Consider the following 23,249-nt stretch of genomic DNA (forward strand, 5'->3'; position numbering starts at 1 on the left):
CCCTTAGTATGTACGTACTTTCGGCGGGAAAGCTTCACGATGAACTGGCGTCATGTTGACATCACGTTTAGTCATCGCTTCTGTTTCCGGGTTATAAATAGAGTGACATAGCCAATTCTGGTCATCACGCTCTGGGTAATCAAAACGAGCATGTGCTCCACGACTCTCTGTACGGTAGTTTGCCGCAACTGCTGTCGAGAACGCTGTTTCCATTAGGTTGTCTAGCTCCAGACACTCGATACGCTGAGTATTGAACTCAGACGATTTATCGGCAAGATGTGCGTCTTGCAAGCGCTCACGAATAACTTTTAGTTCTTCTAGACCCGTTGCCATTGCGTCACCTTCACGGAAAACCGAGAAGCTGTTTTGCATACAAGTTTGTAGATCTTTACGAATCTGTACTGGATCTTCGCCACCTGTGCTGTTTTCCCAACGCATAGTACGCGCTAGAGAGGCTTCAATGTCAGATTCTGTCGCAGGACGAGCTTCTGTTTGAGCCGCCAACGTTTCGCCAAGGTGCAAACCAGTAGCACGGCCAAATACAACCAGATCAAGCAGTGAGTTACCACCCAAACGGTTAGCACCGTGAACAGATACCGAAGCAATTTCACCACACGCAAAAAGACCTTGAACTTCAGATTCGCTGCCGTCAGCCGCTTGTTTAATAGCCTGACCTGAAACCTGAGTTGGTACACCACCCATCATGTAGTGACAAGTTGGAATAACTGGGATTGGTTCTTTAACTGGATCTACGTGAGCAAACGTACGTGAAAGCTCACAAATACCTGGTAGGCGAGACTCAAGAACATCTTTACCTAGGTGATCCAGTTTCAGTTTGATGTGAGGACCCCATGGGCCATCGCAGCCGCGGCCTTCACGGATTTCGATCATCATTGAACGCGCTACAACGTCTCGACCCGCTAGGTCTTTCGCGTTAGGCGCATAACGCTCCATGAAGCGTTCACCATCTTTATTAAGAAGATAGCCACCTTCACCACGACAACCTTCGGTCACAAGTACACCTGCACCTGCAATACCTGTTGGGTGGAACTGCCACATTTCCATGTCTTGCATTGGTACGCCTGCGCGTAGTGCCATGCCAACACCATCACCAGTATTGATGTGTGCGTTAGTCGTTGAAGCGTAGATACGACCAGCACCACCAGTGGCTAGAACGGTCGCTTTAGATTTGAAGTAACAAATCTCACCCGTTTCCATACAGATTGCTGTACAACCCATGATGGCACCGTCTTGGTTCTTAACCAGATCAAGCGCGTACCATTCAGAGAAGATAGTGGTTTTGTGTTTTACATTTTGTTGGTACAGAGTATGAAGCAGTGCATGACCAGTACGGTCAGCGGCAGCAGCGGTACGAGCGGCTTGCTCGCCACCAAACTCTTTCGACTGGCCGCCAAAAGGACGTTGGTAAATCGTTCCGTTATCAAAGCGAGAAAATGGAAGACCCATTTTTTCTAATTCAATAACCGACTCAGGACCATTCTTACACATATACTCGATAGCATTTTGGTCACCGATGTAATCCGACCCTTTAACGGTGTCGTACATGTGCCATTGCCAATCGTCTTTGTGTGAATTGCCCAGTGCTACGGTAATACCACCTTGAGCAGAAACAGTGTGTGAACGAGTAGGAAATACTTTAGATAGCAAAGCACAAGTCAGGCCTTGCTCAGAAATTTGTAGCGCAGCACGCATGCCTGCACCACCAGCGCCGATTACTACGGCATCAAATTCGCGAACTGGAATAGACACTTACGCACCCCACAGAATAAATAGACCAGAGAAGAAGTAACCAAATAGCACTGCAATGATGCCTAGCTGTAGAAAACCGCGAAGCTTAGCGCATTTGATGTAGTCTGTAAGAACTTGCCATAGACCAATCCAAGCGTGGATAAGAACGGATACCAACGCAAGCATGGTAAAGACTTTAGTAAAAGTCCCACCGAAGAACTGTGTCCAAGATACGTAAGAAATATCTGAGAAAGCACAGAAGCTCACCAGATAGATAGTATAAAGCGTCATAATGATTGCAGTTGCACGAATTAGTAGGAAATCGTGCACACCATTACGACCAAAAGATGAAATGTGTTTTACCATACCAGAATCCCCGCAAGTACAGACAGAACGGCCGTCGCTGCGAATGCAACCTTAGCGCTCATTGCGCCAGATTCCAGCTCTTCAAAATGACCTAGGTCCATCAACAAGTGACGAATACCACCTGCTATATGGTAGGCCAAAGCCGTCAAAATACCCCACAAAATAAATTTCACAAAGAAACCGTCAACGATGTCGACAGCTTGTGCGTAACCTACAGGGGAAGACAGGGAAATGGATAATAACCAAAGAAGTATCCCGATCGCGACAAACGTAATTACACCTGAAACTCGGTGCAGGATAGATGCGATTGCTGTGATCGGAAAGTTGATAGTCTGCAAATCTAAATTAACAGGTCTTGACTTTCTTTCTTTCACGGGCTTGCTCACTCAGCTCCATTGAAGCATTTATTGTTATGAACGAAATTTGATTGCAAACCTACAAAAGTTAACATTTATTTAACAACAAGCAGGCAAAAAACCGGGGTAAATTTGTAAAATATTTGTTAACAACAAGATTTGAAACATCACCTCACATTTGTTTCAAACCTTGAATTTATAAGGTTTCCACCAAAATTTACGGCGCCACTATACGGCTGGAAACATTTTAGCACAATTGATGTAACAATTTTTGCTACACAGAACAGATTTTTAACCTTATACGTATAAAAAATCAAAACAAGTGCACAAGTCGGAGGAGAAAAATTGACTTTGATAACGAACACACGTACAAAAATGTCACACAAACATCCTGGACGGATTAAATAATAAACAAAGGAGATTGTTATGGCAGATAAGAAAGCGACCCTTCATGTTGAAGGTCAAGCGCCTATCGAACTGCCAATTATGGAAGGTGCCCTTGGCACGCCTGTAATTGATGTTCGTAAACTTGGAGCAAATGGTTATTTCACTTTTGATCCAGGTTTTCTTGCCACTGCATCCTGTGAATCTCAAATCACCTACATCGACGGCGGCAAAGGTATCCTTTTGCACCGTGGTTACCCTATTGATCAGTTAGCTAATAATGCTGATTATTTAGAAGTATGTTACATCCTTCTTTACGGTGAAGCCCCTACACGAGAACAATACGAGCAATTCAAAGTTACTGTCACTCGCCATACTATGGTGCATGAGCAGATCGCGAGCTTTTTCCACGGATTCCGCCGTGACGCACACCCAATGGCAGTAATGTGTGGTGTAGTTGGCGCTTTGGCAGCCTTCTACCACGATTCACTAGACATCAACAACGACACTCACCGCGAGATCACGGCTTATCGTCTACTGTCGAAAATGCCGACGCTTGCTGCAATGTGTTACAAGTACTCTATCGGTCAACCATTTATCTACCCACGTAACGACCTAAGCTACGCGGAAAACTTCCTACACATGATGTTTGCTAACCCATGTGAAGAATACGAAGTAAACCCAGTGGTTGCACGTGCGATGGATAAGATCTTCACACTTCACGCAGACCACGAGCAAAACGCTTCCACTTCAACGGTTCGTCTTGCTGGTTCTTCAGGTGCAAACCCATTCGCATGTATTGCCGCGGGTATCGCATCACTATGGGGACCTGCACACGGCGGTGCTAACGAAGCGTGTCTGAAGATGCTGGAAGAAATCGGCAGTGTCGACAACATTCCTGAGTACATTGATCGTGCTAAAGACAAGGATGACCCATTCCGCCTAATGGGCTTTGGTCACCGTGTCTACAAGAACTACGATCCACGTGCGACGGTAATGCGCGAAACGTGTCATGACGTTCTGAAAGAACTGAACATTGACGATCCTTTACTGGATGTAGCAATGGAACTTGAGCGTATTGCTCTGTCTGATGAGTACTTCGTATCTAAGAAGCTGTACCCGAACGTAGATTTCTACTCAGGTATTATTCTGAAAGCGATTGGTATTCCGGTTTCAATGTTCACAGTAATCTTCGCACTTTCACGTACAATTGGTTGGATCGCTCACTGGAACGAAATGCACAGTGATCCACTGAACCGCATTGGTCGTCCGCGTCAGCTTTACACTGGTGAAACTCAGCGTAACTTCAAGCCTATTCACGAACGCGAATAAGAAGCTAGAAGCTAGAAGCTAGAAGCTAGAAGCTAGAAGCTAGAAAAATTAAGGGTTGATGCTTTCGCATCAACCCTTTTAATATTTTGGGAGTTATAAAGCGCGGTTTGAATCGCTTCGTCCATATTGGAGGCTCTATTCATAAGTACAGCCTCCGATTGGTTCTGCTCCTTTAGCGATTGTGAACCTTAAACTGGGTTGTCAATATCGATAAACTCAACATCCAAGTCGTGTTCTTTAGCTAACCACTCACCAAGAGCTTTGATACCATAACGCTCTGTTGCATGATGCCCTGCTGCAAAATAGTGTATATCCATTTCTCTGGCTGTGTAGGTAGTGCGCTCAGAGATTTCACCCGAAATAAACGCATCCAGACCATGTTTTACTGCTAACTCGATAAAGTCTTGCCCACCACCGGTACACCAACCTACAGTTTCAATTACTTTATCTGCATTATCAGGTGAAATATGTAAAGGAGTACGGCTCAGTACTTTTTCTATCTTGGCTGAGAAGTCTGCACCAGTCATCGGCTGTTCCAGACGACCAAACATTGCCAATGATTGCGGATGTCCTTCCAGGCCACCTTCCACGTCAATCTCTAATAATCGTGCTAGCTCTGCGTTGTTACCGAGTTCAGGATGAATATCCAAGGGCAAGTGGTAGCCGAACAAGTTGATATCATTTTTGACTAGCGTTCGGATGCGATTCCCTTTCATTCCACGAATAGGCTCAGGTTCTCCTTTCCAGAAGTATCCATGATGAACAAGCAATGCATCCGCCTTCAACTCAACCGCTTTGTTAATCAGAGCTTGAGAGGCCGTCACCCCCGTTACCACACGTTTAATGTCTGTTTTACCTTCGACCTGTAAACCGTTCGGTGCATAATCTTTGATGAGTTGAGGAGAAAGTTTTTCGTTAAGAATCTGTTCCAGCTGTATATTGTTCATTGTGACTTCCAGTAACTGCACGATTTGCAAAGTGTATTGCAACTATATAAAGGATGCTAGTTTCAATCGGTTGCGGTTACAATAGCGTCAATTTTGTTTTAAAGGATCAGAGATGAATCAGCTACAGCGTTTTTACCATTGGATTGCCTCTTCACCATCTCTGTTTACGCTGACTCCACCATTCGAGTCTCTGCAGACTTTGCCGGTACATCCCTTAAGTGACCCAAATTATCACGGTAACCCTAGACTCGGTTTTCTATACCAACATTTATGTACCCAACTTCTCGTCAATAGTGGTCGATATTCTGTAGAGCTAGAAGAAGTCCAAATCCATCGGGAAAATGGCCAGACACTTGGGGCCATCGATCTGATTTTGAAAAATGAAAGTTCGAATCAGTTAGAGCACTGGGAAGTGGCAATTAAATTCTATTTATTGCATCAAGGCATTTGGTACGGCCCTAACGCCCACGACCAACTGGATAAGAAACTTGATCGCATGCTCTCTCATCAATTAAAAATGAGCAGTTCAACGCAATTTTCATCCAAGTACCCTGAATTAGACAATTTAACTGAGCATCTCCTGCTTCAGGGGAGGCTCTATATTAATCCATTTTCCACCGAGCCCATTCCCACACACTGCCTAGGCTATGAGATCGACACAACCCAAATATCAGGGTTTTGGTGCTATGAAAGCCAGTGGGAACTCATTGATGAGCCTTTATACCAGCTAGACAAACCTTTCTGGGCAACAGGTAGGCAAGGTTTTGAGCAGCCAATTACCAAACCTGATGGCCGATTTGTTCATGCACAAACTGAACAAGGGCAATTTTGGTTTGTGGTTCCAGACCACTGGCCTAACGGATAGCCAAATGAAGCGCAGTTCTCTCCATATAATGAGAGTTCTAACCCGCAAAAAAGAAAAGGCTGACACTCGGTCAGCCTTTTTCTTCAGCTTAAGTATTTAATTTACAAGCCAGCGTCTGCAAACACTTGATTCACGATCTCTTGCGCTTCGGATTCAATGTGCTTTAAGTGCTCAGCACCTTTAAAGCTTTCACAGTAAATCTTATAGATATCTTCCGTACCTGATGGGCGCGCCGCAAACCAACCGTTATCAGTCGTGACTTTGAGGCCACCAATCGCAGCACCGTTACCAGGCGCATGCGTCAAGCGAGCAGTGATCTTATCTCCTGCTAGCGTCTCTGCTTTGACCATTTCTGCAGACAGCTTTTTCAGTACCTCTTTTTGAGGCCCGCTTGCTACGGCTTGAATACGATTATATTGAGACTCGCCATGCTTAGCTGCCAACTCTTCATAATATTCTTGTGGGTTCTTACCAGTGACTGCCGTGATTTCAGCAGCTAGCAGACAAAGGATGATGCCGTCTTTATCTGTTGACCATGGTGTACCATCTTTACGCAAGAACGAAGCGCCTGCACTTTCTTCACCACCAAAGCCGAACTTACCTTGATATAAGCCATCAACAAACCACTTGAAACCAACTGGCACTTCACACAGTTCGCGGCCTAAGTCTGCCACTACACGGTCAATCAAGGCACTGGAAACTAGTGTTTTACCCACTGCAACGTCACTTCCCCAACCTTGGCGATGGCGATATAGGTAATCAATGCACACAGCTAAGAAATGGTTCGGGTTCATCAAACCTTTAGGCGTCACGATACCGTGGCGGTCGTAATCAGGATCATTACCAAAAGCGAGATCATACTCGTCTTTCAACGCCAACAGACCAGCCATAGCATAAGGTGACGAGCAATCCATACGCACAACGCCGTCTTTATCCAGAGACATAAACTGGAAAGAAGGGTCAATCGCTTCGCTGACTAGAGTGAGATCCAAGTTATACGCCGCTGCAATTTGTCGCCAGTAGTCGATCCCACTGCCGCCAAGTGGATCAACCCCGATCTTGAGGTTTGCTTTTTGGATTGCATCCATGTCAATCACATTCACAAGATCGTCAACGTATGGCTTAACTAAGTCTTTCTCTGTGAAAAGCGCTGATGCTTTTGCTTCCGCTAATGGCATACGCTTAACACCTTGCAAGCCCTCAGCAATCAGGACATTTGCTCGATCTTGTATCGCCTGAGTCAATTCACCTTCTGCCGGACCACCGTGCGTTGGATTGTACTTGATACCACCATCTTGCGGCGGGTTGTGCGAAGGCGTGATAACAATGCCATCCGCCTTATCTTGATGTTTAAGGTTATGAGTCAAAATCGCGTGTGACACCCCTGGCGTTGGCGTGTAACCATTATCCTGCTGTACAACAACTTCAACACCGTTTGCAATCAACACTTCCACAACACTGGAGAAGGCAGGCTCCGACAGAGCATGCGTATCTTTGCCAACAAATAGAGGCCCTGTCGTTTTTTTCTCAGCACGCACCTCAGCTATCGCTTGAGCGATCGCCAAGATATGATTTTCGTTGAAGGTAGATTTGTCCGCTGTACCGCGGTGTCCAGAAGTGCCGAATTCAACTTTGTGCTCTGGATTAGCAGGGTCAGGTTGAAGTAGAAAATAGTTCGCGACAAGTGCAGGGATATTATGCAGATCCTGCTGTTGGGCTTTTTGTCCAGCGCGTGGGTGCATAGCCATTTTGACATCCTTTCTTAAAAATTATCAGAAACAAAAAAACCTCATAATACTCAGAGCTATTTGAACATTATGAGGTTTAAATCAGAATTCTTAAATTGAGTTCGTGACCTTCTCAATTAAATCAGCGGGGAAGTTCATTCTCGCCATCAACTGATCAACCATTTGGCGCTTGCGACTGGTGTTGTTGTTAGTAATCACCCAGAAAGGCGAGCCAGGAATCGCTTTTGGTTTTGTCGTGTTACCGCTCTCTAGCAGCGTTTGCTCATTGTTAGCAAAATACACACGCTTACGACCTTTGACTTGAGTTGCTTCTGAAAATCCCTGCGGGTCAATGCGGTTCAGAGTCGATAATACCAACATGAATCGATCGATGGCCTTTTTCAGACCAGCAAACTCATCAGAAATGAGCAGCGAGCGCATTGCTTTTACGCTGTCTACTTTCTCTTCTTTTGCAGCATCACGGCTTACCACAATTCCTTTAGGTTGTGCGGCTTGCACTACAGGTGTTGATGGTTGATTCTGCTCATCAACCGCGAGAAGGCGACGTAAAATGTCTGATGCACTTTCACCGATGTGTTGGGTTTGACCTGCGATGTAACGGTATAGATCCTCATCAACCTCAATTGTTTTCATTCGCTTTTCACAATCTCTATGTTTAAACTCTGTGGGATTATATACCCAAGTCCCCTCAATATGCGAGTTCCAGATTTGCTATCTGAAGCAGATCAATGGCCGAATGAGGCGCTACGTTAAACCAGTCACGAATATAGTAAAATGTCACAACTGCTCAACTACAAAATCGAAGGTGAGGGTCACACCATAGTTTTGATCCACGGCTTATTTGGCAACCTAGATAACCTTGGTCTGCTAGCCCGAGATTTACGCCAAGATTTTCAGGTGGTCAGCATTGATCTGCGCAATCATGGTTTGTCTTTTCAATCCTCTCAACACAATTATGAGTTGATGGCTCAAGACGTGTTAAACACGCTGCAACACCTTGGCCTTGAACGCTACATTCTGATTGGTCATTCGATGGGCGGCAAAGTGGCAATGAAATTAGCAGGGCTTGCCCAAGCTCAAGTTGAAAAACTATTGGTCTTAGATATGGCGCCAGTCGCGTACGGCCAACGTCGACACGATAATGTCTTTGCGGGCCTAAAAGCAGTACTTGAACAGAAACCGACTTCACGTAAGCAAGCTCTGGACATTCTTGCGCATCATATCGAGATGGAAGGCGTCAGGCAGTTTCTTGGCAAGTCGCTATACAACAATGGTGAGCATTTAGAATGGCGGTTTAACGTTGCCAGTCTTTGGGACAATTACTCTCAGATTCTAGGTTGGAATCCAATAGATAAAATCACCACTCCGACTCTGATGGTGAAAGGTGGAGACTCAGACTACCTCACAGCAGAGCATCAAGGTGAAGTGCAAAAACAGTTTGCCAATGTAAAGGCGCATGTCATCGCCAATACTGGTCACTGGTTACACGCAGAAAAGCCTCAGGAAGTTCTGCGCGCTATACGCAAATTTATCGCTTAAAAACAGAATGAGAGGTCTGTTGCGCCCTGCCCGTTAACTTTATCTTTTAACAGTGGTATAGTGCGGCGCAAGTAATCTGGCATAAAGGGATTCCATGCTTTACGACTATATGAACATGCTCGAGTCAATTGGTCTCGATTTACTTTTTGCGTCTATCTTCTTCTTTATTGGTATGGCGATAAAAGATGTCCTCAAAGCGGGGAATGTTCCACCTTTCGGTCGTCGTATAGTTTGGCTCGTTCTGTTCCTGGGCTGCGCTGGTTTTGTCGCTAAAGGCCTCATTCAGCTGAGCTGGGAAGGAACTGGGTTGGGTTGATCCCTCTTTGATTGGCCACAACAGAAAATAGTAAAGGTAACGAATCTATGGCAAGTGTAGGTATCTTCTTTGGTAGCGACACAGGTAACACTGAAGCTGTTGCAAAGATGATTCAAAAGCAACTAGGTAAACAACTAGTTCACGTACAAGATATCGCGAAAAGCAGTAAAGAAGATATCGATAACTTCGATCTTCTGTTGCTTGGTATCCCAACTTGGTATTACGGTGAAGCACAATGTGACTGGGATGATTTCTTCCCTGAGCTTGAGCAAATCGACTTCTCAACTAAGCTTGTTGCTATCTTTGGTTGCGGAGACCAAGAAGATTACGCAGAGTACTTCTGTGATGCAATGGGCACAGTACGTGATATCGTCGAAGCGAAAGGCGGTACTATTCTCGGTCACACTTCGACTGAAGGCTACGAGTTTGAAGCTTCAAAAGGCCTAGTTGAAGGTGATGACAGTCAGTTTGTCGGCCTATGTGTTGATGAAGATCGTCAGCCAGAATTAACTGACGAACGCGTGAGCAACTGGTGTAAACAGATTCACGAAGAAATGTGCCTAGCCGAACTAGAAGGCTAAGCCCGAAATTTTGAAAAAACCTCCCTTGCGGAGGTTTTTTTATGCCACTTGTTCTTCACCTTCATCGTCTTCACGATATTGGGGCTTCTTACGAACATACAGTTTACGTTGGACTTCAGAGACGACATTGCCATTTTTGTCTTTGACATAAATGATGAACTCAGGGAAACACTTATCGCCGTTGGCCGTTTGACTTAAGATGTCATCAAGTAAGTCCTGAGGAACAATAAAGTCCGCATACAGATCGCTTTGTCCCGGTTTAATAAAATTGATACTCGCTTCTTTATCCCACACAAAATAGCGCTCACCTAAAATTCCCATCAGCATCAACGAGTAGACAGGGTCAGTGAGAGAAAAGATGCTTCCGCCATATTGAGTCCGATTGGCGTTCTTGTTCCACCAGCGCAGTTTAAGTTTCATCTTTACCTGACGGAAATCTTCGCTGATGGAAATGATCCGAATCCCAGCCCCCCAAAAGGGTGGCCATATGTTAAGGGCAAATTTTACAATTCCGGGCTTGTATATTTTTGCCAGCGATTTATTCATTCTTCCATCCCTGAAAATAGAGTGTTAACAACAAGATGTTAATTAATTGTAACTGGTCTGACGTGTTTTATCAGTGACGTTGCGCGAGTTTACAAAAAAATACTAGTAACCCTTTGAAGTTCGTGGTTTATTGTTATCTTGTACTACCCTATAATGATAGGAATATTGAACTCTGTTATTTACTGCAGATCATCAACAGGAAAGTATATGTCAGACAATAACCAAGCTCTTAAGGACGCTGGTCTAAAAGTTACCCTTCCGAGACTGAAAATTTTAGAAGTATTACAACAGCCGGAATGCCAACATATCAGCGCCGAAGAACTGTACAAAAAGCTTATTGATCTTGGTGAAGAGATCGGCCTGGCAACAGTATATCGAGTTCTGAACCAATTTGATGATGCAGGTATTGTCACTCGCCACCATTTCGAAGGCGGCAAGTCAGTGTTTGAACTGTCCACTCAACACCACCATGATCACCTTGTGTGTCTGGACTGTGGTGAAGTTATTGAGTTTGCCGACGACATTATCGAAGAACGCCAAAAAGAGATCGCTTCACAATACAATGTGATTCTGACAAACCACAGTTTGTACCTTTACGGCAAGTGCGCAGATGGTAGCTGTCGAGATAACCCAGACGCTCACAAGAAGAAATAATAAAACGCTCCCAATCGGGAGCGTTTTTTTCTATGCAACGTTTTTTTACTTGTTGAGAATCTTCACTGACCTTGAGTTCACGTTCTCAGACAAGGAGAAATGCTATGTCGCCACACGACAATTTTTGGATAAAAAAATGCCCGTACTATGACGGGCATTTTCATTGTTTAGTATTTATTAAACGAAGTTTATTTCGCTTCAATCTTAGCCCAAGTATCACGTAAGCCAACCGTGCGGTTGAACACTAGTGCTTCAGGTTTAGAGTCTTTCGCATCAGTACAGAAGTACCCCATACGTTCGAACTGGTAACCTTTCTCCGCTTCAGCAGACACTAGGCTTGGCTCAACAAAACCCTTCATCGTAACTAGCGACTCTGGGTTGATTGTTTCTGCGAAGTTATCCGCCGCAGCTGGGTTAGGCACTGTAAATAGACGGTCATATAGACGAATCTCAGCAGGCAGACCTTTATCAGCCGATACCCAGTGAATTACGCCCTTCACTTTACGGCCATCTTCTGGGTTCTTGCCTAAAGTATCGGCGTCATAAGTACAGAAGATTGTAGTGATGTTGCCTTCAGCATCTTTCTCGATGCGCTCAGCTTTGATCACGTACGCACCGCGTAGACGAACTTCTTTACCTAAAACAAGACGCTTGTACTTCTTGTTAGCTTCTTCACGGAAGTCTTCACGTTCGATCCAAACCTCACGAGTGAACGGTACTTCGCGCTCGCCCATTTCTGGTTTGTTAGGGTGGTTAGCTACGGTTAGTGTTTCCACCTTATCTTCATCGTAGTTTTCGATAACAATCTTAACGGGATCAAGAACCGCCATCGCGCGTGGCGCGTTCTCGTTAAGATCATCACGAATACAAGATTCTAGCGAACCCATCTCGATCATATTGTCTTGCTTAGTGACACCAATACGCTTACAGAACTCACGGATTGAACCAGGCGTGAAGCCACGACGACGCAAACCAGAAATCGTTGGCATACGTGGGTCATCCCAACCGTCAACGAGGTTTTCAGTTACAAGTTGGTTTAGCTTACGCTTAGACATCACTGTGTATTCAAGGTTTAGACGGCTGAATTCGTACTGATGCGGCTGGCAATCAATGGTGATGTTTTCCAGCACCCAGTCATATAGACGACGGTTATCTTGGAATTCCAGCGTACACAAAGAGTGCGTAATGCCTTCCAGCGCATCAGAAATACAGTGTGTGAAGTCGTACATTGGATAAATGCACCACTTATCACCTGTCTGGTGATGTTCAGCAAAACGTACACGGTAAAGAACCGGATCGCGCAGCACAATGAAAGATGACGCTAGGTCAATCTTAGCGCGCAGACACGCCTTACCTTCTTCGAAACCACCAGCGCGCATTTTCTCAAACAACGCTAAGTTTTCTTCAGGAGTACGATCACGATATGGGCTTGGCTTACCTGGCTGGGTAAGTGTACCGCGGTACTCACGGATCTGCTCAGGACTTAGCTCTTCAACATACGCTAAGCCTTTCTCAATTAATTCAACCGCGTAGCCGTAAAGCTTATCGAAGTAGTTTGATGAGTAACATACTTCACCATCCCACTCAAAGCCTAACCAGCTCACATCATTCTTAATAGACTCAACGTATTCGACGTCTTCTTTTTCCGGGTTAGTGTCATCAAAACGCAGATTACACTGACCCTGATAGTCCTGAGCAATACCAAAGTTTAAGCAAATTGACTTAGCGTGACCAATATGCAGGTAACCGTTCGGTTCCGGCGGGAAACGAGTATGCACGCTAGTGTGTTTACCATCCGCTAAATCTTTATCGATGATTTGGCGAATGAAGTTCGATGGACGAGCCTCAGCTTCACTCATCTATAGCACCTCAATTGTTTAGTATTGTCAGATAAAAGTTCTCTGGGACGGCTCTTAGCAATACCAGATATATAACGGCTAATGATCCACAATTCTTTGCAGTTACACAACTATAACCGCAGTTTAAATGGCAATAATTAGCAAATTGATGGGATTGCTTACCGGCTTTGCTCAGGAATTCATCAGTTCGGCACTTAAGACTAAATGCAAAAAGCCTCCCATGAAGGGAGGCTTTTGTCTTATCCAGTGTAATTCAATGTGATTATGGCAGTTTTACGTCAGATAAATCTTCGTTTACACCGATGGCTTTCATCTCACCAGCCACAATTTCAGCCAAAGGACCAAGAATAACTTGAAGGTTGTTCTCACCCAGTTTCACTACACCTTTAGCACCAAGTTTCTTCAACACATCTTCATTCGCAACTGAGCGATCTTTCAGCGTCAGACGCAGACGTGTGATACAAGCGTCAATCGTTGTTAGGTTCTCGTGACCACCTAACGCTTTTAGGTATTGGCGAGCTAGATCACCTTTACCTGCGTCACCGCTTGCAGTAGCCGCCACTTCTGTATCGTCATCTTCACGGCCTGGAGATTTCAGGTCAAATGCGCGAATCGCGAACGTGAAAGTGAAGAAGTAAAGCGCACCAAAACCAAGACCAATCAGTAGTAGCGTGAATGGCTTAGTTGCTAGACCCCAGTTCAAGATGAAGTCGATTAGGCCCGCTGAGAAACCGAAACCATGCAGAGTACCGAACATGTTCGCTACAACCAGTGACAGGCCAGTAAATACAGCGTGGATTGCATACAGTGCAGGCGCTAGGAAAACAAACATGAACTCTAGAGGTTCAGTGATACCTGTAAGGAAAGAACAAAAACCAACAGAGAACAACGCACCGCCCACTTGGCTGCGCTTTTCAGCAGGAGCCGCTAGGTACATTGCAAGTGCTGCACCTGGTAGACCAAACATCATTACAGGGAAGAAACCGTTCATGAATACACCAGCGCTCTTATCGCCGCCGAAGAAACGGTTTAGATCACCAGACTTGATAGTTTCAGTTACTTCTTTCACTGTTGCTGTAATTTCTGGTGTTACAGAGTTAGCAAATTCGAAGGTGTGAGTCTGACCAGCAACTAGAGTCTTAGCAATGCTTGGGTCCACGCACAGCTGCTGTAGAGAAGGAAGAGCTTGACCTGCCGCCTGAGCACCTGTCACCAACACTTCTTGACATGTACCCATACCGAACCAGAAGTAAGAGTTAAGTACATGGTGAAGACCAACAGGGATTAGCGCACGGTTTAGCGTACCGTAGACAAACTGACCAATCGCACCAGAAGTAGAAACTGCGTGCGCCAATGTATCTAGACCGCCCTGAATCGTTGGCCAAACAACGCCAGAAATAGCACCCGCGACAACTGCGAATAGACCAGCCATGATAGGTACAAGACGTTTACCCGCAAAGAAGGCTAGCCACTCTGGAAGACGTGTTGCATGGAAAGCGTTGTATGAGTGACCTGCAATGATACCCGCAAAAATACCACCGAAGAATGACATGTTAACTGAAGCATCGATTGTCGTTGCTGTTGCAGTTAGAACAAAGTAGGCAACCGCACCTGCTAGACCCGCAGCACCAGAGCCATCTTTAGACAGACCAATCGCGATACCTAGGCCGAATAGCAACGGCAGGTTACTAAAGATTGCGTTACCAGCTTGCGCCATGAACGCAATATCAAGAAGGTCTGGTTGACCTAAGCGTAAGAGCAAAGCCGCAACTGGAAGCGTTGCGATAGGTAGCATAAGAGCTTTACCTAACTTTTGCGCATATCCAAGAATATTCACCTTAAGTTCCCCCTATAGGATTTTGTATTTTGGCTGAGCTACTTTTTTTAGTCGCTCAATTTAGTCCTGCTCAGTTTATGCCATTAATTTTGCCCCGCAAATTAAAACCTTATCAATTGTGATCATAATCACCAGAAAACGGCATAGTTCAAGGATTTTGCTAGCGAGATCATAAAACTTATTTTACAATACAAAAAAATAGCAACGCACACGCAATATTCACGGTATTCTTAAGATGTACTCATCGACATCACGCTGACAGAGCAAGGGGTTTACCAGATTTCGTATCGGTTATCTTCTCTATACTCAGTAGGCTCTTAGATGAGGATAAAACTAAATTCATATAGAATATTTTCTGCTTGCTAAAGATATTTTGCGACCTAATTGAAGCTCACAAATAAAGTATAAAGATACGTGGTAAATGTTTCAGTTGGACGAATAGAAGTATTAAAAATCAAACTTATAAGGATTAGCTAACCATGTATGCGCTAACTAACTGTAAGATCTACACCGGCAACGACGTACTTGTTGACCACGCAGTAGTCATCAAAGACCAACTGATAGATTCAGTATGCCCGGTAGCTGACCTTCCTCAAGGCCTTGAAACTCTTGATTTAAATGGCGCAAATGTCAGCCCAGGCTTCATTGACCTACAACTTAATGGTTGTGGCGGAGTCATGTTCAATGATGAAATCACGGCTGAAACAATGCAGGTTATGCATAAGGCAAACTTAAAGTCGGGTTGCACGAGTTACTTACCGACTCTTATTACATCCTCTGATGAAGACATGCGCCAAGCGATTGCAGCCGCGCGCGATTATCATGCGCAGTACCAAAACCAATCTCTGGGTTTACACCTTGAAGGCCCATATTTAAACGTAATGAAAAAAGGTATCCACAGTGTGGATTACATCCGCCCTTCTGACGACAGCATGATTAACTTCATCTGTGAAAACGCAGATGTCATCACTAAGGTTACACTGGCTCCTGAACATAACGCCCCAGAGCATATTCAACAGCTTAAGGAAGCAGGCATCATCGTTGCTATTGGTCACACCAACGCGACATATGCTGAAGCAAGAAAAGGCTTTGAGTCAGGTATTACGTTTGCCACGCATTTGTTTAACGCCATGACCCCGATGGTGGGCCGCGAACCAGGCGTAGTTGGCGCTATTTACGACACACCTGATGTCTATGCCGGCGTCATCGCGGACGGGTTCCACGTCGATTATGCAAACATTCGTATCGCTCACAAAATTAAGGGCGAAAAATTAGTATTAGTGACAGATGCCACAGCTCCTGCAGGCGCTGACATGGATTACTTTATTTTTGTTGGTAAGAAAGTATATTACCGAGATGGTAAGTGTGTTGATGAAAACGGCACACTAGGCGGCTCAGCACTGACAATGATAGAAGCAGTACAGAACACCGTTGAGCACGTCGGTATCGCTCTGGATGAAGCACTTCGTATGGCAACCTTATACCCCGCGAAAGCAATCGGGGTCGAAGAGCAGCTAGGCCGAGTTAAACAAGGCATGGTTGCAAATTTGGCCATATTTGATCGTGACTTCAAAGTTCAGGCGACGGTTGTTAATGGACAATACGAGCAAAGTTAAGAATGAATGGCGGACAAATAGGTAACGTAGACTTAGTAAAACAGCTAAACAGCGCAGCAGTTTACCGGCTGATTGATCAGCAAGGGCCAATATCGCGAATCCAAGTCGCTGACGTCAGTCAGTTGGCACCTGCGAGCGTTACAAAAATTACCCGCCAATTACTCGAGCGCGGCCTTATCAAAGAGGTCGCTCAACAGGCCTCTACCGGCGGACGCCGAGCAATCTCACTAACCACTGAAGTCGAACCCTTTCATTCTGTCGCAGTGCGTCTAGGTCGCGATTATATTCAGTTCAGTTTGTATAACCTTGGTGGCAAAGAACTTGTATCCGAATATCAAGAGTTCTTCTACACCACTCAAGAAGACTTAGTCGACGGTCTGACTTCTCACCTAAAAAGTTTTATTCAATCTAACCAAACCGTGATCAATCAGTTGATTGCGATTGGTGTTGCCTTGCCTGGCCTAGTCAACCCAGAAACTGGGGTTGTCGAATACATGCCGAATATCAGCATCGATAACCTTGCGTTAGCAGAGCTGATCGAAAACACCTTCCATGTTCAATGTTTCGTCGGTAACGATGTGCGCGGAATGGCACTGGCTGAGCATTACTTTGGTGCCAGCAAAGATTGCCAAGACTCTATCCTAGTCAGCGTTCACCGCGGTACTGGTGCTGGTATCATCGTTAATGGTCAGGTTTTCCTTGGCTTCAATCGCAACGTCGGAGAGATTGGTCATATTCAAATAGACCCACTTGGTGAACAATGTCAATGCGGCAACTTTGGATGTTTAGAAACTGTTGCAGCTAACCCGGCGATCGTTGATCGAGTGAATAAATTGATCAAGCAGGGTTATGAATCAAGTTTGACCGAACTCGAAACCATCACCATCCAAGACGTTTGTGACCATGCCAATATGGGTGATGAGTTATCTAAGCAAAGCTTAGTTCGTGTTGGCAATCAGCTTGGTAAGGCGATTGCTATCACGATCAACTTGTTCAACCCACAGAAAATTGTTATCGCAGGGGACATCACTCGCTGCGAAGAGATTATCTTTCCAGCCATTCGTCGCAACGTGGAAAACCAATCACTGACCACCTTCCACAGCGGCCTGCCTATTGTGGCTTCAGAAATTGACAAACAGCCTACCATTGGCGCGTTTGCAATGATAAAACGTGCGATGCTTAACGGCGTTTTGTTACAAAAATTGCTCGAAGATTGATCTAGTAAGCAATCAGTTGAGCTACAATAGCGGGTTACAATATGTAGCCCGTTTTTTATTAGGACAAGAATAAGAATCATATGGAACTCATCTTAATCTCTGCCGCATTTCTGGCCGGATTCATAACGCTCAAATGCAACTTGCCGCCTTTGGTTGGCTTCTTGCTAGCTGGTTTTGGTTTGCATGCTTTCGGCTTTGAGAGTAATGACACTATAGTGACATTGGCCGATCTTGGCGTCACTTTGCTGCTATTCACTATTGGTTTAAAGCTCGATATCAAAACCCTGTTGTCTAAAGAAATTTGGGCAGGTGCAACGCTACATAACCTTTTATCTACCCTACTATTTTGCGCTGCCCTATTCTGTTTTAAGTTTCTCGGTGTCAGCTCCCTAGCCAGCATGTCAATTGAGCAATTATTGTTGCTTGGTTTCGCTCTCTCTTTCTCCAGTACCGTATTTGCCGTTAAGTCACTGCAAGAAAAAGGCGAAATGAACTCAACCTACGGTACGATGGCCATTGGCATTCTGGTCATGCAGGACATCTTCGCTGTAGTCTTCCTAACAGCGTCAACTGGCAAACTACCTGAGTGGTATGCCATTGCTCTCTTTGCTTTACCTTTATTGCGCCCTGCCTTTTATAAGATGCTCGACTGGGTTGGCCACGGTGAAATGTTGGTCCTATTCGGTATTTTCTTTGCGCTTGTCGTAGGGGCTGGGTTATTCGAGCTTGTAGGCATGAAACCTGATTTGGGTGCTCTGATTCTAGGTATGCTTCTCGCTGGACACCATAAGGCCTCTGAGCTGTCCAAATCGCTATTTAACTTGAAAGAGCTGTTCCTAGTCTGTTTCTTCCTTAATATCGGACTCGCAGAACAACCAACCATGTCAGGCTTTGCCCTAGCAATCTTGTTCCTGCTATTACTGCCATTGAAAGGCATCCTGTATTTTGTGGTACTCAACGCGTTTAAGTTCCGCGTCAGGACCTCACTTTTGACCACTTTAAGCCTATTTAACTTTAGTGAATTTGGTCTGATCGTAGGGGGACTGGCCTTTAAAATGGGCTGGATGGGAGGTGATATACTGGTCGCTTTAGCACTGGCAGTGTCGATTTCCTTTGTTCTGGCATCACCACTTAATCGTAAAGGTCACGAGTTATACCGCCGCTCTGGCCGTTGGTTAAAAGAGCATGCAGCAGAAAAGCTCCACACACGAGATCAGCTTATCAATCCGGGGAATGCGCAAGTGCTTATTCTCGGCATGGGACGCATTGGCACAGGTGCCTACGATGAGCTGCGTGCACGCTACGGTAAAATTAGCTTAGGTATCGAGGTGAGAGACGATGCGGCGCTCCAGCATCAAGCGGAGGGTCGTAACGTCATTGCAGGTGATGCGACCGACCCAGACTTTTGGGAGCGCATTCTCGATACGGCCAACGTAAAATTGGTTCTTCTCGCTATGCCTCATCACCAAGGGAACCAAATTGCACTAGAGCAGCTACAGAAAAAAGAGTTTAAAGGACAAATTGCTGCTATTGCCGCCTACCCTGACCAACTCGAAAGCCTGAATGAGGGAGGCGTTGACGCTGCGTTCAACATCTACAGTGAAGCGGGCAGCGGTTTTGCTCGACATGTGTGTGAACAGCTTAAACCAACCTTCAATACCCCCTAATTTCTCTTTTATAAAGGCAGCGCTCACGCTGCCTTTTTCTTTACTGACATCTCAAATCGTTCAAAAAACGAACCAAACATGAATTTCATTCACCAAATAAAGGTTAATATTAGATAAAATTTAACAACAACCTTATTAGTTAAACTTTTTCATTAGTGACTGTTGATTTTTTTAATCAAAATGGCAAATTGAAGTCAGCAGATTAAATAAGGTTTATAAGGAAGTTGTATGTGTTCTATCTTCGGTATTCTAGACATCAAAAGTGACGCTCAAGCTCTTCGCCCTGTAGCGCTAGAAATGTCTAAGAAACTTCGTCATCGTGGCCCTGACTGGTCAGGTATCTACTCTTCAGAAAAAGCAATTCTAGCTCACGAACGTTTAGCCATTGTCGGCTTGAACAGTGGTGCACAGCCGCTGTACAGTGCCGATAAGAAACACATCCTTGCTGTAAACGGTGAAATCTACAACCACAAAGAAATCCGTGCGCGCTATGAAGGTAAGTACGATTTTCAAACCGACTCTGACTGTGAAGTCATTCTAGCGCTTTACCAAGAGATGGGCGCCGATCTTCTAGAAGAGCTCAACGGTATTTTCGCATTCGTTCTGTACGATGAGGAGAAAGACACGTATCTCGTTGGTCGCGACCACATTGGTATCATTCCTCTTTACCAAGGTTACGATGAGCACGGTAACTACTATGTGGCTTCTGAAATGAAAGCACTGGTGCCAGTTTGTAAAACCGTCAGCGAGTTCCCTCCTGGTTGTTACTTCGGCAGTGGTGATGCAGAGCCTCAACGCTACTACATCCGTGACTGGAATGAGTACGCTGCAGTCCAAGGTAACTCCACCAGCAAAGAAGAACTGACTGAAGCGCTAGAAGCGGCGGTTAAACGCCAGCTTATGACTGACGTGCCTTATGGTGTGCTACTTTCAGGCGGTCTAGATTCATCGATCACTTCTGCGGTTGCAAAGCGCTTTGCTGCAATGCGTATTGAAGACGATGAAAAATCAGAAGCATGGTGGCCGCAACTTCACTCGTTTGCGGTAGGCCTTGAAGGCGCTCCAGATCTAAAAGCAGCACGAGAAGTGGCTGACAAGATCGGCACGGTTCACCACGAGATGACCTACACGATTCAAGAAGGTCTCGATGCCATCCGTGACGTTATTTATCATATTGAAACCTATGACGTAACAACCATCCGTGCTTCAACGCCAATGTTCCTAATGGGTCGTAAGATAAAAGCGATGGGCATCAAGATGGTACTGTCTGGTGAAGGTGCCGATGAAATCTTCGGTGGTTACTTGTACTTCCACAAAGCGCCAAACGCAAAAGAGTTCCACGAAGAGACGGTTCGTAAGCTGCTTGCTCTCAACATGTTCGACTGTGCACGTGCGAACAAATCACTTGCGGCATGGGGCGTTGAAGGTCGAGTGCCTTTCCTAGATAAAGAATTTATCGATGTGGCAATGCGCCTAAACCCAGAAGATAAGATGTGTGGTAACGGTAAGATGGAGAAACACATCCTGCGTGAGTGTTTCGAACACTACCTACCAGATTCAATCGCATGGCGTCAGAAAGAGCAGTTCTCTGATGGTGTCGGATACAGCTGGATCGATACACTCAAAGAAGTGGCTGAAGCAAAAGTCTCTGACCAGCAAATGGAGACGGCGGCTTACCGCTTCCCTTACAACACGCCGACCACAAAAGAAGGCTACGTGTACCGTGAAATCTTTGAAGAGCTGTTCCCGCTTCCATCAGCGGCAGAATGTGTCCCTGGTGGCCCATCAGTAGCTTGTTCTTCAGCGAAGGCGATTGAATGGGACGAGTCATTCAAGAACATGGCTGACCCATCAGGTCGTGCTGTACAAAGTGTTCATAACGACTCATATTAATCAAGATAAATTCAAGAGAGGCTCATTGAGCCTCTTTTTTTATTGCACTACAAACTTCTTCAATTACTGAAACACAACCAGTTTGCTCACTTACCAGCCGCCCTCTCTAAGCACCACCTACTTCTGTTTGCTTTCTAATGTGACAGCGTATTGTAAAAATAATAACCTCGATTTTGGAAACTAAGTTTGTAGCACGTTATTTTTTAAACAATCCAGAAAAATATCTCTTTTATATCAGCAACTTAAACTCAAACCATAAATAAAACTTATAACTCAAGTCATTGCAGATATATCCACTAAGGAGTATACGTAACAACAAATAAAATTCTTTAATAACAATTATTAGTAATACTTATGACAAACCAACATCAACAATTTTTTGGCCACCCTCGTGGCTTGTTCCTTTTGTTCGGTACCGAGCTTTGGGAGCGTTTTTCCTACTATGCAATGCGTGCAATCCTTGTTCTTTACCTTACCGATGCAACACTTGACGGTGGTTTAGGCTGGTCGACTAAAGATGCTTTGGATCTCTACGGCATCTATACTGGACTCGTTTACATCACTCCACTTATTGGCGGATGGCTAGCCGATAACTACCTCGGACAACGCCGTTCTATTCTTATTGGTGGCGCTTTAATGGCCGTCGGCCAATTCACCTTAGCCATGCCAGCAGATATGTTGGGGCTAGGTACTGTACACACCTTTTACCTCGGCCTTGCGCTTTTAATTGCGGGTAATGGCCTATTTAAGCCAAACATCTCAACGATGGTGGGTGACCTGTATCAGGAAGGTGACAATCGTCGCGATGGTGCGTTTACCATTTTCTACATGGGCATCAACTTAGGTGCGCTGCTAGCGGGCGTCATTGCAGGTTCTGTTACCGATGAATTTGGTTGGAAATCTGGCTTTATTGTCGCGGGTATCGGTATGCTTATTAGCCTGGTTATGCAGATGAGTCTTGCGCAGTCATGGCTTGGTGACATTGGCCGCGAGCCTGCAGCTAAGAGAGATTTGGCAATCAAAAAATCCTCTAAGAAAGAGCCTCTGACGAAAGAAGAATTTGACCGCATCAAAGTTATTTTAGTGATGAGTCTGTTCACGATTGTCTTCTGGGCTGGTTTTGAACAAGCGGGTGGCCTGATGAACATCTACACTCAGCAGTACACAGATCGTATGATCGGCGGTTTCGAAGTGCCTGCTGCTTGGTTCCAGTCTCTCAACCCATTTTTCATCATTACGCTTGCTCCCTTGCTTGCAGTGCTTTGGGTTAAGCTGGGGAAACGTGAACCTAACTCACCAGTCAAATTCGCTCTCGCTATGTTCTTCCTCGCACTTGGCTTCCTATGTATGGTCGGAGCCGTGATGGAGCAAGGTGGCGACACCACTGTCAAAACCTCCATGCTATGGCTAGTTGGCGCTTTCTTCTTCCATACCCTCGGTGAGCTTTGCTTGTCTCCAATCGGTTTGTCATTAGTGACTAAGTTAGCCCCACTCCGTCTGGCCTCTCTGATGATGGGCGCGTGGTTCGGCTGTAATGCGATTGCTAACTATGTTGCTGGCTATGTTGGCTCACATGTTGGCGAACTTGGCGCATTCGCTATCTTTAGTGGCATCGCGGTAACCGCGATCATATCTGGTATCATTTTGCTCTTGTACTCAAACACACTGGTTCGATGGATGCACGGCGCAGAATCGCCAATCAGCAATGCTGAGCAAATAGAAGAGCAGCAAACTCAAGTCGCTTAATCGCCGCTTCAGATATAAAAACGCCCGGCCA

Annotated in this window: 20 protein-coding genes; 11 read left to right on the forward strand and 9 right to left on the reverse strand. The window is 45.3% G+C overall.

Annotation, left to right across the window (positions count from 1 at the left end; all coding sequences use genetic code 11):
* Window positions 1-3 precede the first annotated feature (3 nt).
* The 3 genes from sdhA to sdhC are packed head-to-tail and all read right to left on the reverse strand — an operon-like array spanning window position 4 to window position 2,501.
* Entirely contained in the window at window positions 4-1,770 is a 1,767-nt protein-coding gene (gene sdhA / locus VIC_RS10160) for a succinate dehydrogenase flavoprotein subunit (protein ID WP_006959577.1), read from the reverse strand.
* Window positions 1,771-2,115 carry a succinate dehydrogenase, hydrophobic membrane anchor protein gene (gene sdhD / locus VIC_RS10165; RefSeq protein WP_006959579.1) on the reverse strand — a complete coding sequence of 115 codons (345 nt, stop codon included), beginning with the start codon at window positions 2,113-2,115 and terminating at the stop codon, window positions 1,771-1,773.
* Window positions 2,109-2,501: a succinate dehydrogenase cytochrome b556 subunit gene (sdhC, locus tag VIC_RS10170; protein WP_006959581.1), complete on the reverse strand. Its 393-nt coding sequence runs from the start codon at window positions 2,499-2,501 to the stop codon at window positions 2,109-2,111. Before sdhC ends, sdhD begins: the two co-directional genes overlap by 7 nt.
* Window positions 2,502-2,897: 396 nt before the next feature.
* On the opposite strand from sdhC, the gene VIC_RS10175 reads away from it, so the two are divergent.
* Entirely contained in the window at window positions 2,898-4,187 is a 1,290-nt protein-coding gene (locus VIC_RS10175; protein ID WP_006959582.1) for a citrate synthase, read from the forward strand.
* A gap of 188 nt (window positions 4,188-4,375) precedes the next feature.
* Here VIC_RS10175 and VIC_RS10180 read toward each other — a convergent pair whose 3' ends face one another.
* Complete coding sequence (locus VIC_RS10180; protein WP_006959584.1) at window positions 4,376-5,134, reverse strand: Nif3-like dinuclear metal center hexameric protein; 759 nt, start codon at window positions 5,132-5,134, stop codon at window positions 4,376-4,378.
* Window positions 5,135-5,246: 112 nt separating this feature from the next.
* Here VIC_RS10180 and VIC_RS10185 point away from each other — a divergent pair, with 112 nt between their 5' ends.
* The gene (locus VIC_RS10185; protein WP_006959585.1) at window positions 5,247-5,999 is read left to right on the forward strand and encodes a DUF1853 family protein; all 753 of its coding nucleotides are present in this window, start codon (window positions 5,247-5,249) and stop codon (window positions 5,997-5,999) included.
* Between the two features lie 101 nt (window positions 6,000-6,100).
* On the opposite strand, the gene pgm is transcribed toward VIC_RS10185, so the two are convergent.
* Together pgm and seqA are read right to left on the reverse strand one after the other, a co-directional pair.
* Window positions 6,101-7,747 (reverse strand): phosphoglucomutase (alpha-D-glucose-1,6-bisphosphate-dependent), encoded by a 1,647-nt coding sequence (pgm, locus tag VIC_RS10190; protein WP_006959586.1) that lies wholly within the window; start codon window positions 7,745-7,747, stop codon window positions 6,101-6,103.
* Window positions 7,748-7,837: 90 nt separating this feature from the next.
* Window positions 7,838-8,380: a replication initiation negative regulator SeqA gene (seqA, locus tag VIC_RS10195; RefSeq protein ID WP_006959587.1), complete on the reverse strand. Its 543-nt coding sequence runs from the start codon at window positions 8,378-8,380 to the stop codon at window positions 7,838-7,840.
* A 141-nt stretch (window positions 8,381-8,521) separates the two neighbouring features.
* Between seqA and VIC_RS10200 the strand changes: the two genes are divergently transcribed.
* The 3 genes from VIC_RS10200 (at window position 8,522) to fldA (ending at window position 10,183) form a co-directional block, all read left to right on the forward strand.
* Window positions 8,522-9,286 (forward strand): alpha/beta fold hydrolase, encoded by a 765-nt coding sequence (locus VIC_RS10200; RefSeq protein WP_006959588.1) that lies wholly within the window; start codon window positions 8,522-8,524, stop codon window positions 9,284-9,286.
* Window positions 9,287-9,380: 94 nt separating this feature from the next.
* Entirely contained in the window at window positions 9,381-9,602 is a 222-nt protein-coding gene (locus tag VIC_RS10205) for a DUF2788 domain-containing protein (protein WP_006959589.1), read from the forward strand.
* Between the two features lie 47 nt (window positions 9,603-9,649).
* Window positions 9,650-10,183 (forward strand): flavodoxin FldA, encoded by a 534-nt coding sequence (gene fldA, locus VIC_RS10210; protein WP_006959590.1) that lies wholly within the window; start codon window positions 9,650-9,652, stop codon window positions 10,181-10,183.
* Between the two features lie 39 nt (window positions 10,184-10,222).
* Here the strand turns inward: fldA and VIC_RS10215 are convergent, their stop codons facing one another.
* Complete coding sequence (locus VIC_RS10215) at window positions 10,223-10,729, reverse strand: DUF4442 domain-containing protein (RefSeq protein WP_038156581.1); 507 nt, start codon at window positions 10,727-10,729, stop codon at window positions 10,223-10,225.
* A gap of 207 nt (window positions 10,730-10,936) precedes the next feature.
* Between VIC_RS10215 and fcrX the strand changes: the two genes are divergently transcribed.
* Window positions 10,937-11,383, forward strand: coding sequence for a ferric iron uptake transcriptional regulator FcrX (gene fcrX, locus VIC_RS10220; RefSeq protein WP_006959592.1), 447 nt, complete (start codon window positions 10,937-10,939; stop codon window positions 11,381-11,383).
* Between the two features lie 188 nt (window positions 11,384-11,571).
* Here fcrX and glnS read toward each other — a convergent pair whose 3' ends face one another.
* Together glnS and nagE are read right to left on the reverse strand one after the other, a co-directional pair.
* Window positions 11,572-13,242, reverse strand: a complete 1,671-nt coding sequence (gene glnS, locus VIC_RS10225; protein WP_006959593.1) for a glutamine--tRNA ligase — start codon at window positions 13,240-13,242, stop codon at window positions 11,572-11,574.
* Between the two features lie 262 nt (window positions 13,243-13,504).
* Window positions 13,505-15,079, reverse strand: a complete 1,575-nt coding sequence (gene nagE, locus VIC_RS10230) for an N-acetylglucosamine-specific PTS transporter subunit IIBC (RefSeq protein ID WP_038513134.1) — start codon at window positions 15,077-15,079, stop codon at window positions 13,505-13,507.
* 479 nt (window positions 15,080-15,558) lie between these two features.
* Here nagE and nagA point away from each other — a divergent pair, with 479 nt between their 5' ends.
* The 5 genes from nagA to VIC_RS10255 all read left to right on the forward strand — a co-directional run bounded on the left by nagA (window position 15,559) and on the right by VIC_RS10255 (window position 23,218).
* Entirely contained in the window at window positions 15,559-16,695 is a 1,137-nt protein-coding gene (gene nagA / locus VIC_RS10235; protein WP_006959595.1) for an N-acetylglucosamine-6-phosphate deacetylase, read from the forward strand.
* A gap of 2 nt (window positions 16,696-16,697) precedes the next feature.
* Window positions 16,698-17,912 (forward strand): DNA-binding transcriptional regulator NagC, encoded by a 1,215-nt coding sequence (gene nagC / locus VIC_RS10240; RefSeq protein ID WP_006959596.1) that lies wholly within the window; start codon window positions 16,698-16,700, stop codon window positions 17,910-17,912.
* An 80-nt stretch (window positions 17,913-17,992) separates the two neighbouring features.
* Window positions 17,993-19,579 (forward strand): cation:proton antiporter family protein, encoded by a 1,587-nt coding sequence (locus tag VIC_RS10245; protein ID WP_006959597.1) that lies wholly within the window; start codon window positions 17,993-17,995, stop codon window positions 19,577-19,579.
* Between the two features lie 228 nt (window positions 19,580-19,807).
* Complete coding sequence (gene asnB, locus VIC_RS10250; protein ID WP_006959598.1) at window positions 19,808-21,472, forward strand: asparagine synthase B; 1,665 nt, start codon at window positions 19,808-19,810, stop codon at window positions 21,470-21,472.
* 354 nt (window positions 21,473-21,826) lie between these two features.
* Complete coding sequence (locus tag VIC_RS10255; RefSeq protein ID WP_006959599.1) at window positions 21,827-23,218, forward strand: peptide MFS transporter; 1,392 nt, start codon at window positions 21,827-21,829, stop codon at window positions 23,216-23,218.
* Window positions 23,219-23,249 lie beyond the last annotated feature (31 nt).

The organism is Vibrio coralliilyticus ATCC BAA-450 (genome assembly GCF_000176135.1).
Classification (GTDB): domain Bacteria; phylum Pseudomonadota; class Gammaproteobacteria; order Enterobacterales; family Vibrionaceae; genus Vibrio; species Vibrio coralliilyticus.

Coding starts and splice junctions, on each gene's coding strand:
- sdhD (WP_006959579.1), bottom strand. CDS start 2,115: ATGGTAAAACACATTTCATCTTTTGGTCGTAATGGTGTGCACGATTTC.
- VIC_RS10175 (WP_006959582.1), top strand. CDS start 2,898: ATGGCAGATAAGAAAGCGACCCTTCATGTTGAAGGTCAAGCGCCTATC.
- VIC_RS10180 (WP_006959584.1), bottom strand. CDS start 5,134: ATGAACAATATACAGCTGGAACAGATTCTTAACGAAAAACTTTCTCCT.
- VIC_RS10185 (WP_006959585.1), top strand. CDS start 5,247: ATGAATCAGCTACAGCGTTTTTACCATTGGATTGCCTCTTCACCATCT.
- pgm (WP_006959586.1), bottom strand. CDS start 7,747: ATGGCTATGCACCCACGCGCTGGACAAAAAGCCCAACAGCAGGATCTG.
- seqA (WP_006959587.1), bottom strand. CDS start 8,380: ATGAAAACAATTGAGGTTGATGAGGATCTATACCGTTACATCGCAGGT.
- VIC_RS10200 (WP_006959588.1), top strand. CDS start 8,522: ATGTCACAACTGCTCAACTACAAAATCGAAGGTGAGGGTCACACCATA.
- VIC_RS10205 (WP_006959589.1), top strand. CDS start 9,381: ATGCTTTACGACTATATGAACATGCTCGAGTCAATTGGTCTCGATTTA.
- fldA (WP_006959590.1), top strand. CDS start 9,650: ATGGCAAGTGTAGGTATCTTCTTTGGTAGCGACACAGGTAACACTGAA.
- VIC_RS10215 (WP_038156581.1), bottom strand. CDS start 10,729: ATGAATAAATCGCTGGCAAAAATATACAAGCCCGGAATTGTAAAATTT.
- fcrX (WP_006959592.1), top strand. CDS start 10,937: ATGTCAGACAATAACCAAGCTCTTAAGGACGCTGGTCTAAAAGTTACC.
- glnS (WP_006959593.1), bottom strand. CDS start 13,242: ATGAGTGAAGCTGAGGCTCGTCCATCGAACTTCATTCGCCAAATCATC.
- nagA (WP_006959595.1), top strand. CDS start 15,559: ATGTATGCGCTAACTAACTGTAAGATCTACACCGGCAACGACGTACTT.
- nagC (WP_006959596.1), top strand. CDS start 16,698: ATGAATGGCGGACAAATAGGTAACGTAGACTTAGTAAAACAGCTAAAC.
- VIC_RS10245 (WP_006959597.1), top strand. CDS start 17,993: ATGGAACTCATCTTAATCTCTGCCGCATTTCTGGCCGGATTCATAACG.
- asnB (WP_006959598.1), top strand. CDS start 19,808: ATGTGTTCTATCTTCGGTATTCTAGACATCAAAAGTGACGCTCAAGCT.
- VIC_RS10255 (WP_006959599.1), top strand. CDS start 21,827: ATGACAAACCAACATCAACAATTTTTTGGCCACCCTCGTGGCTTGTTC.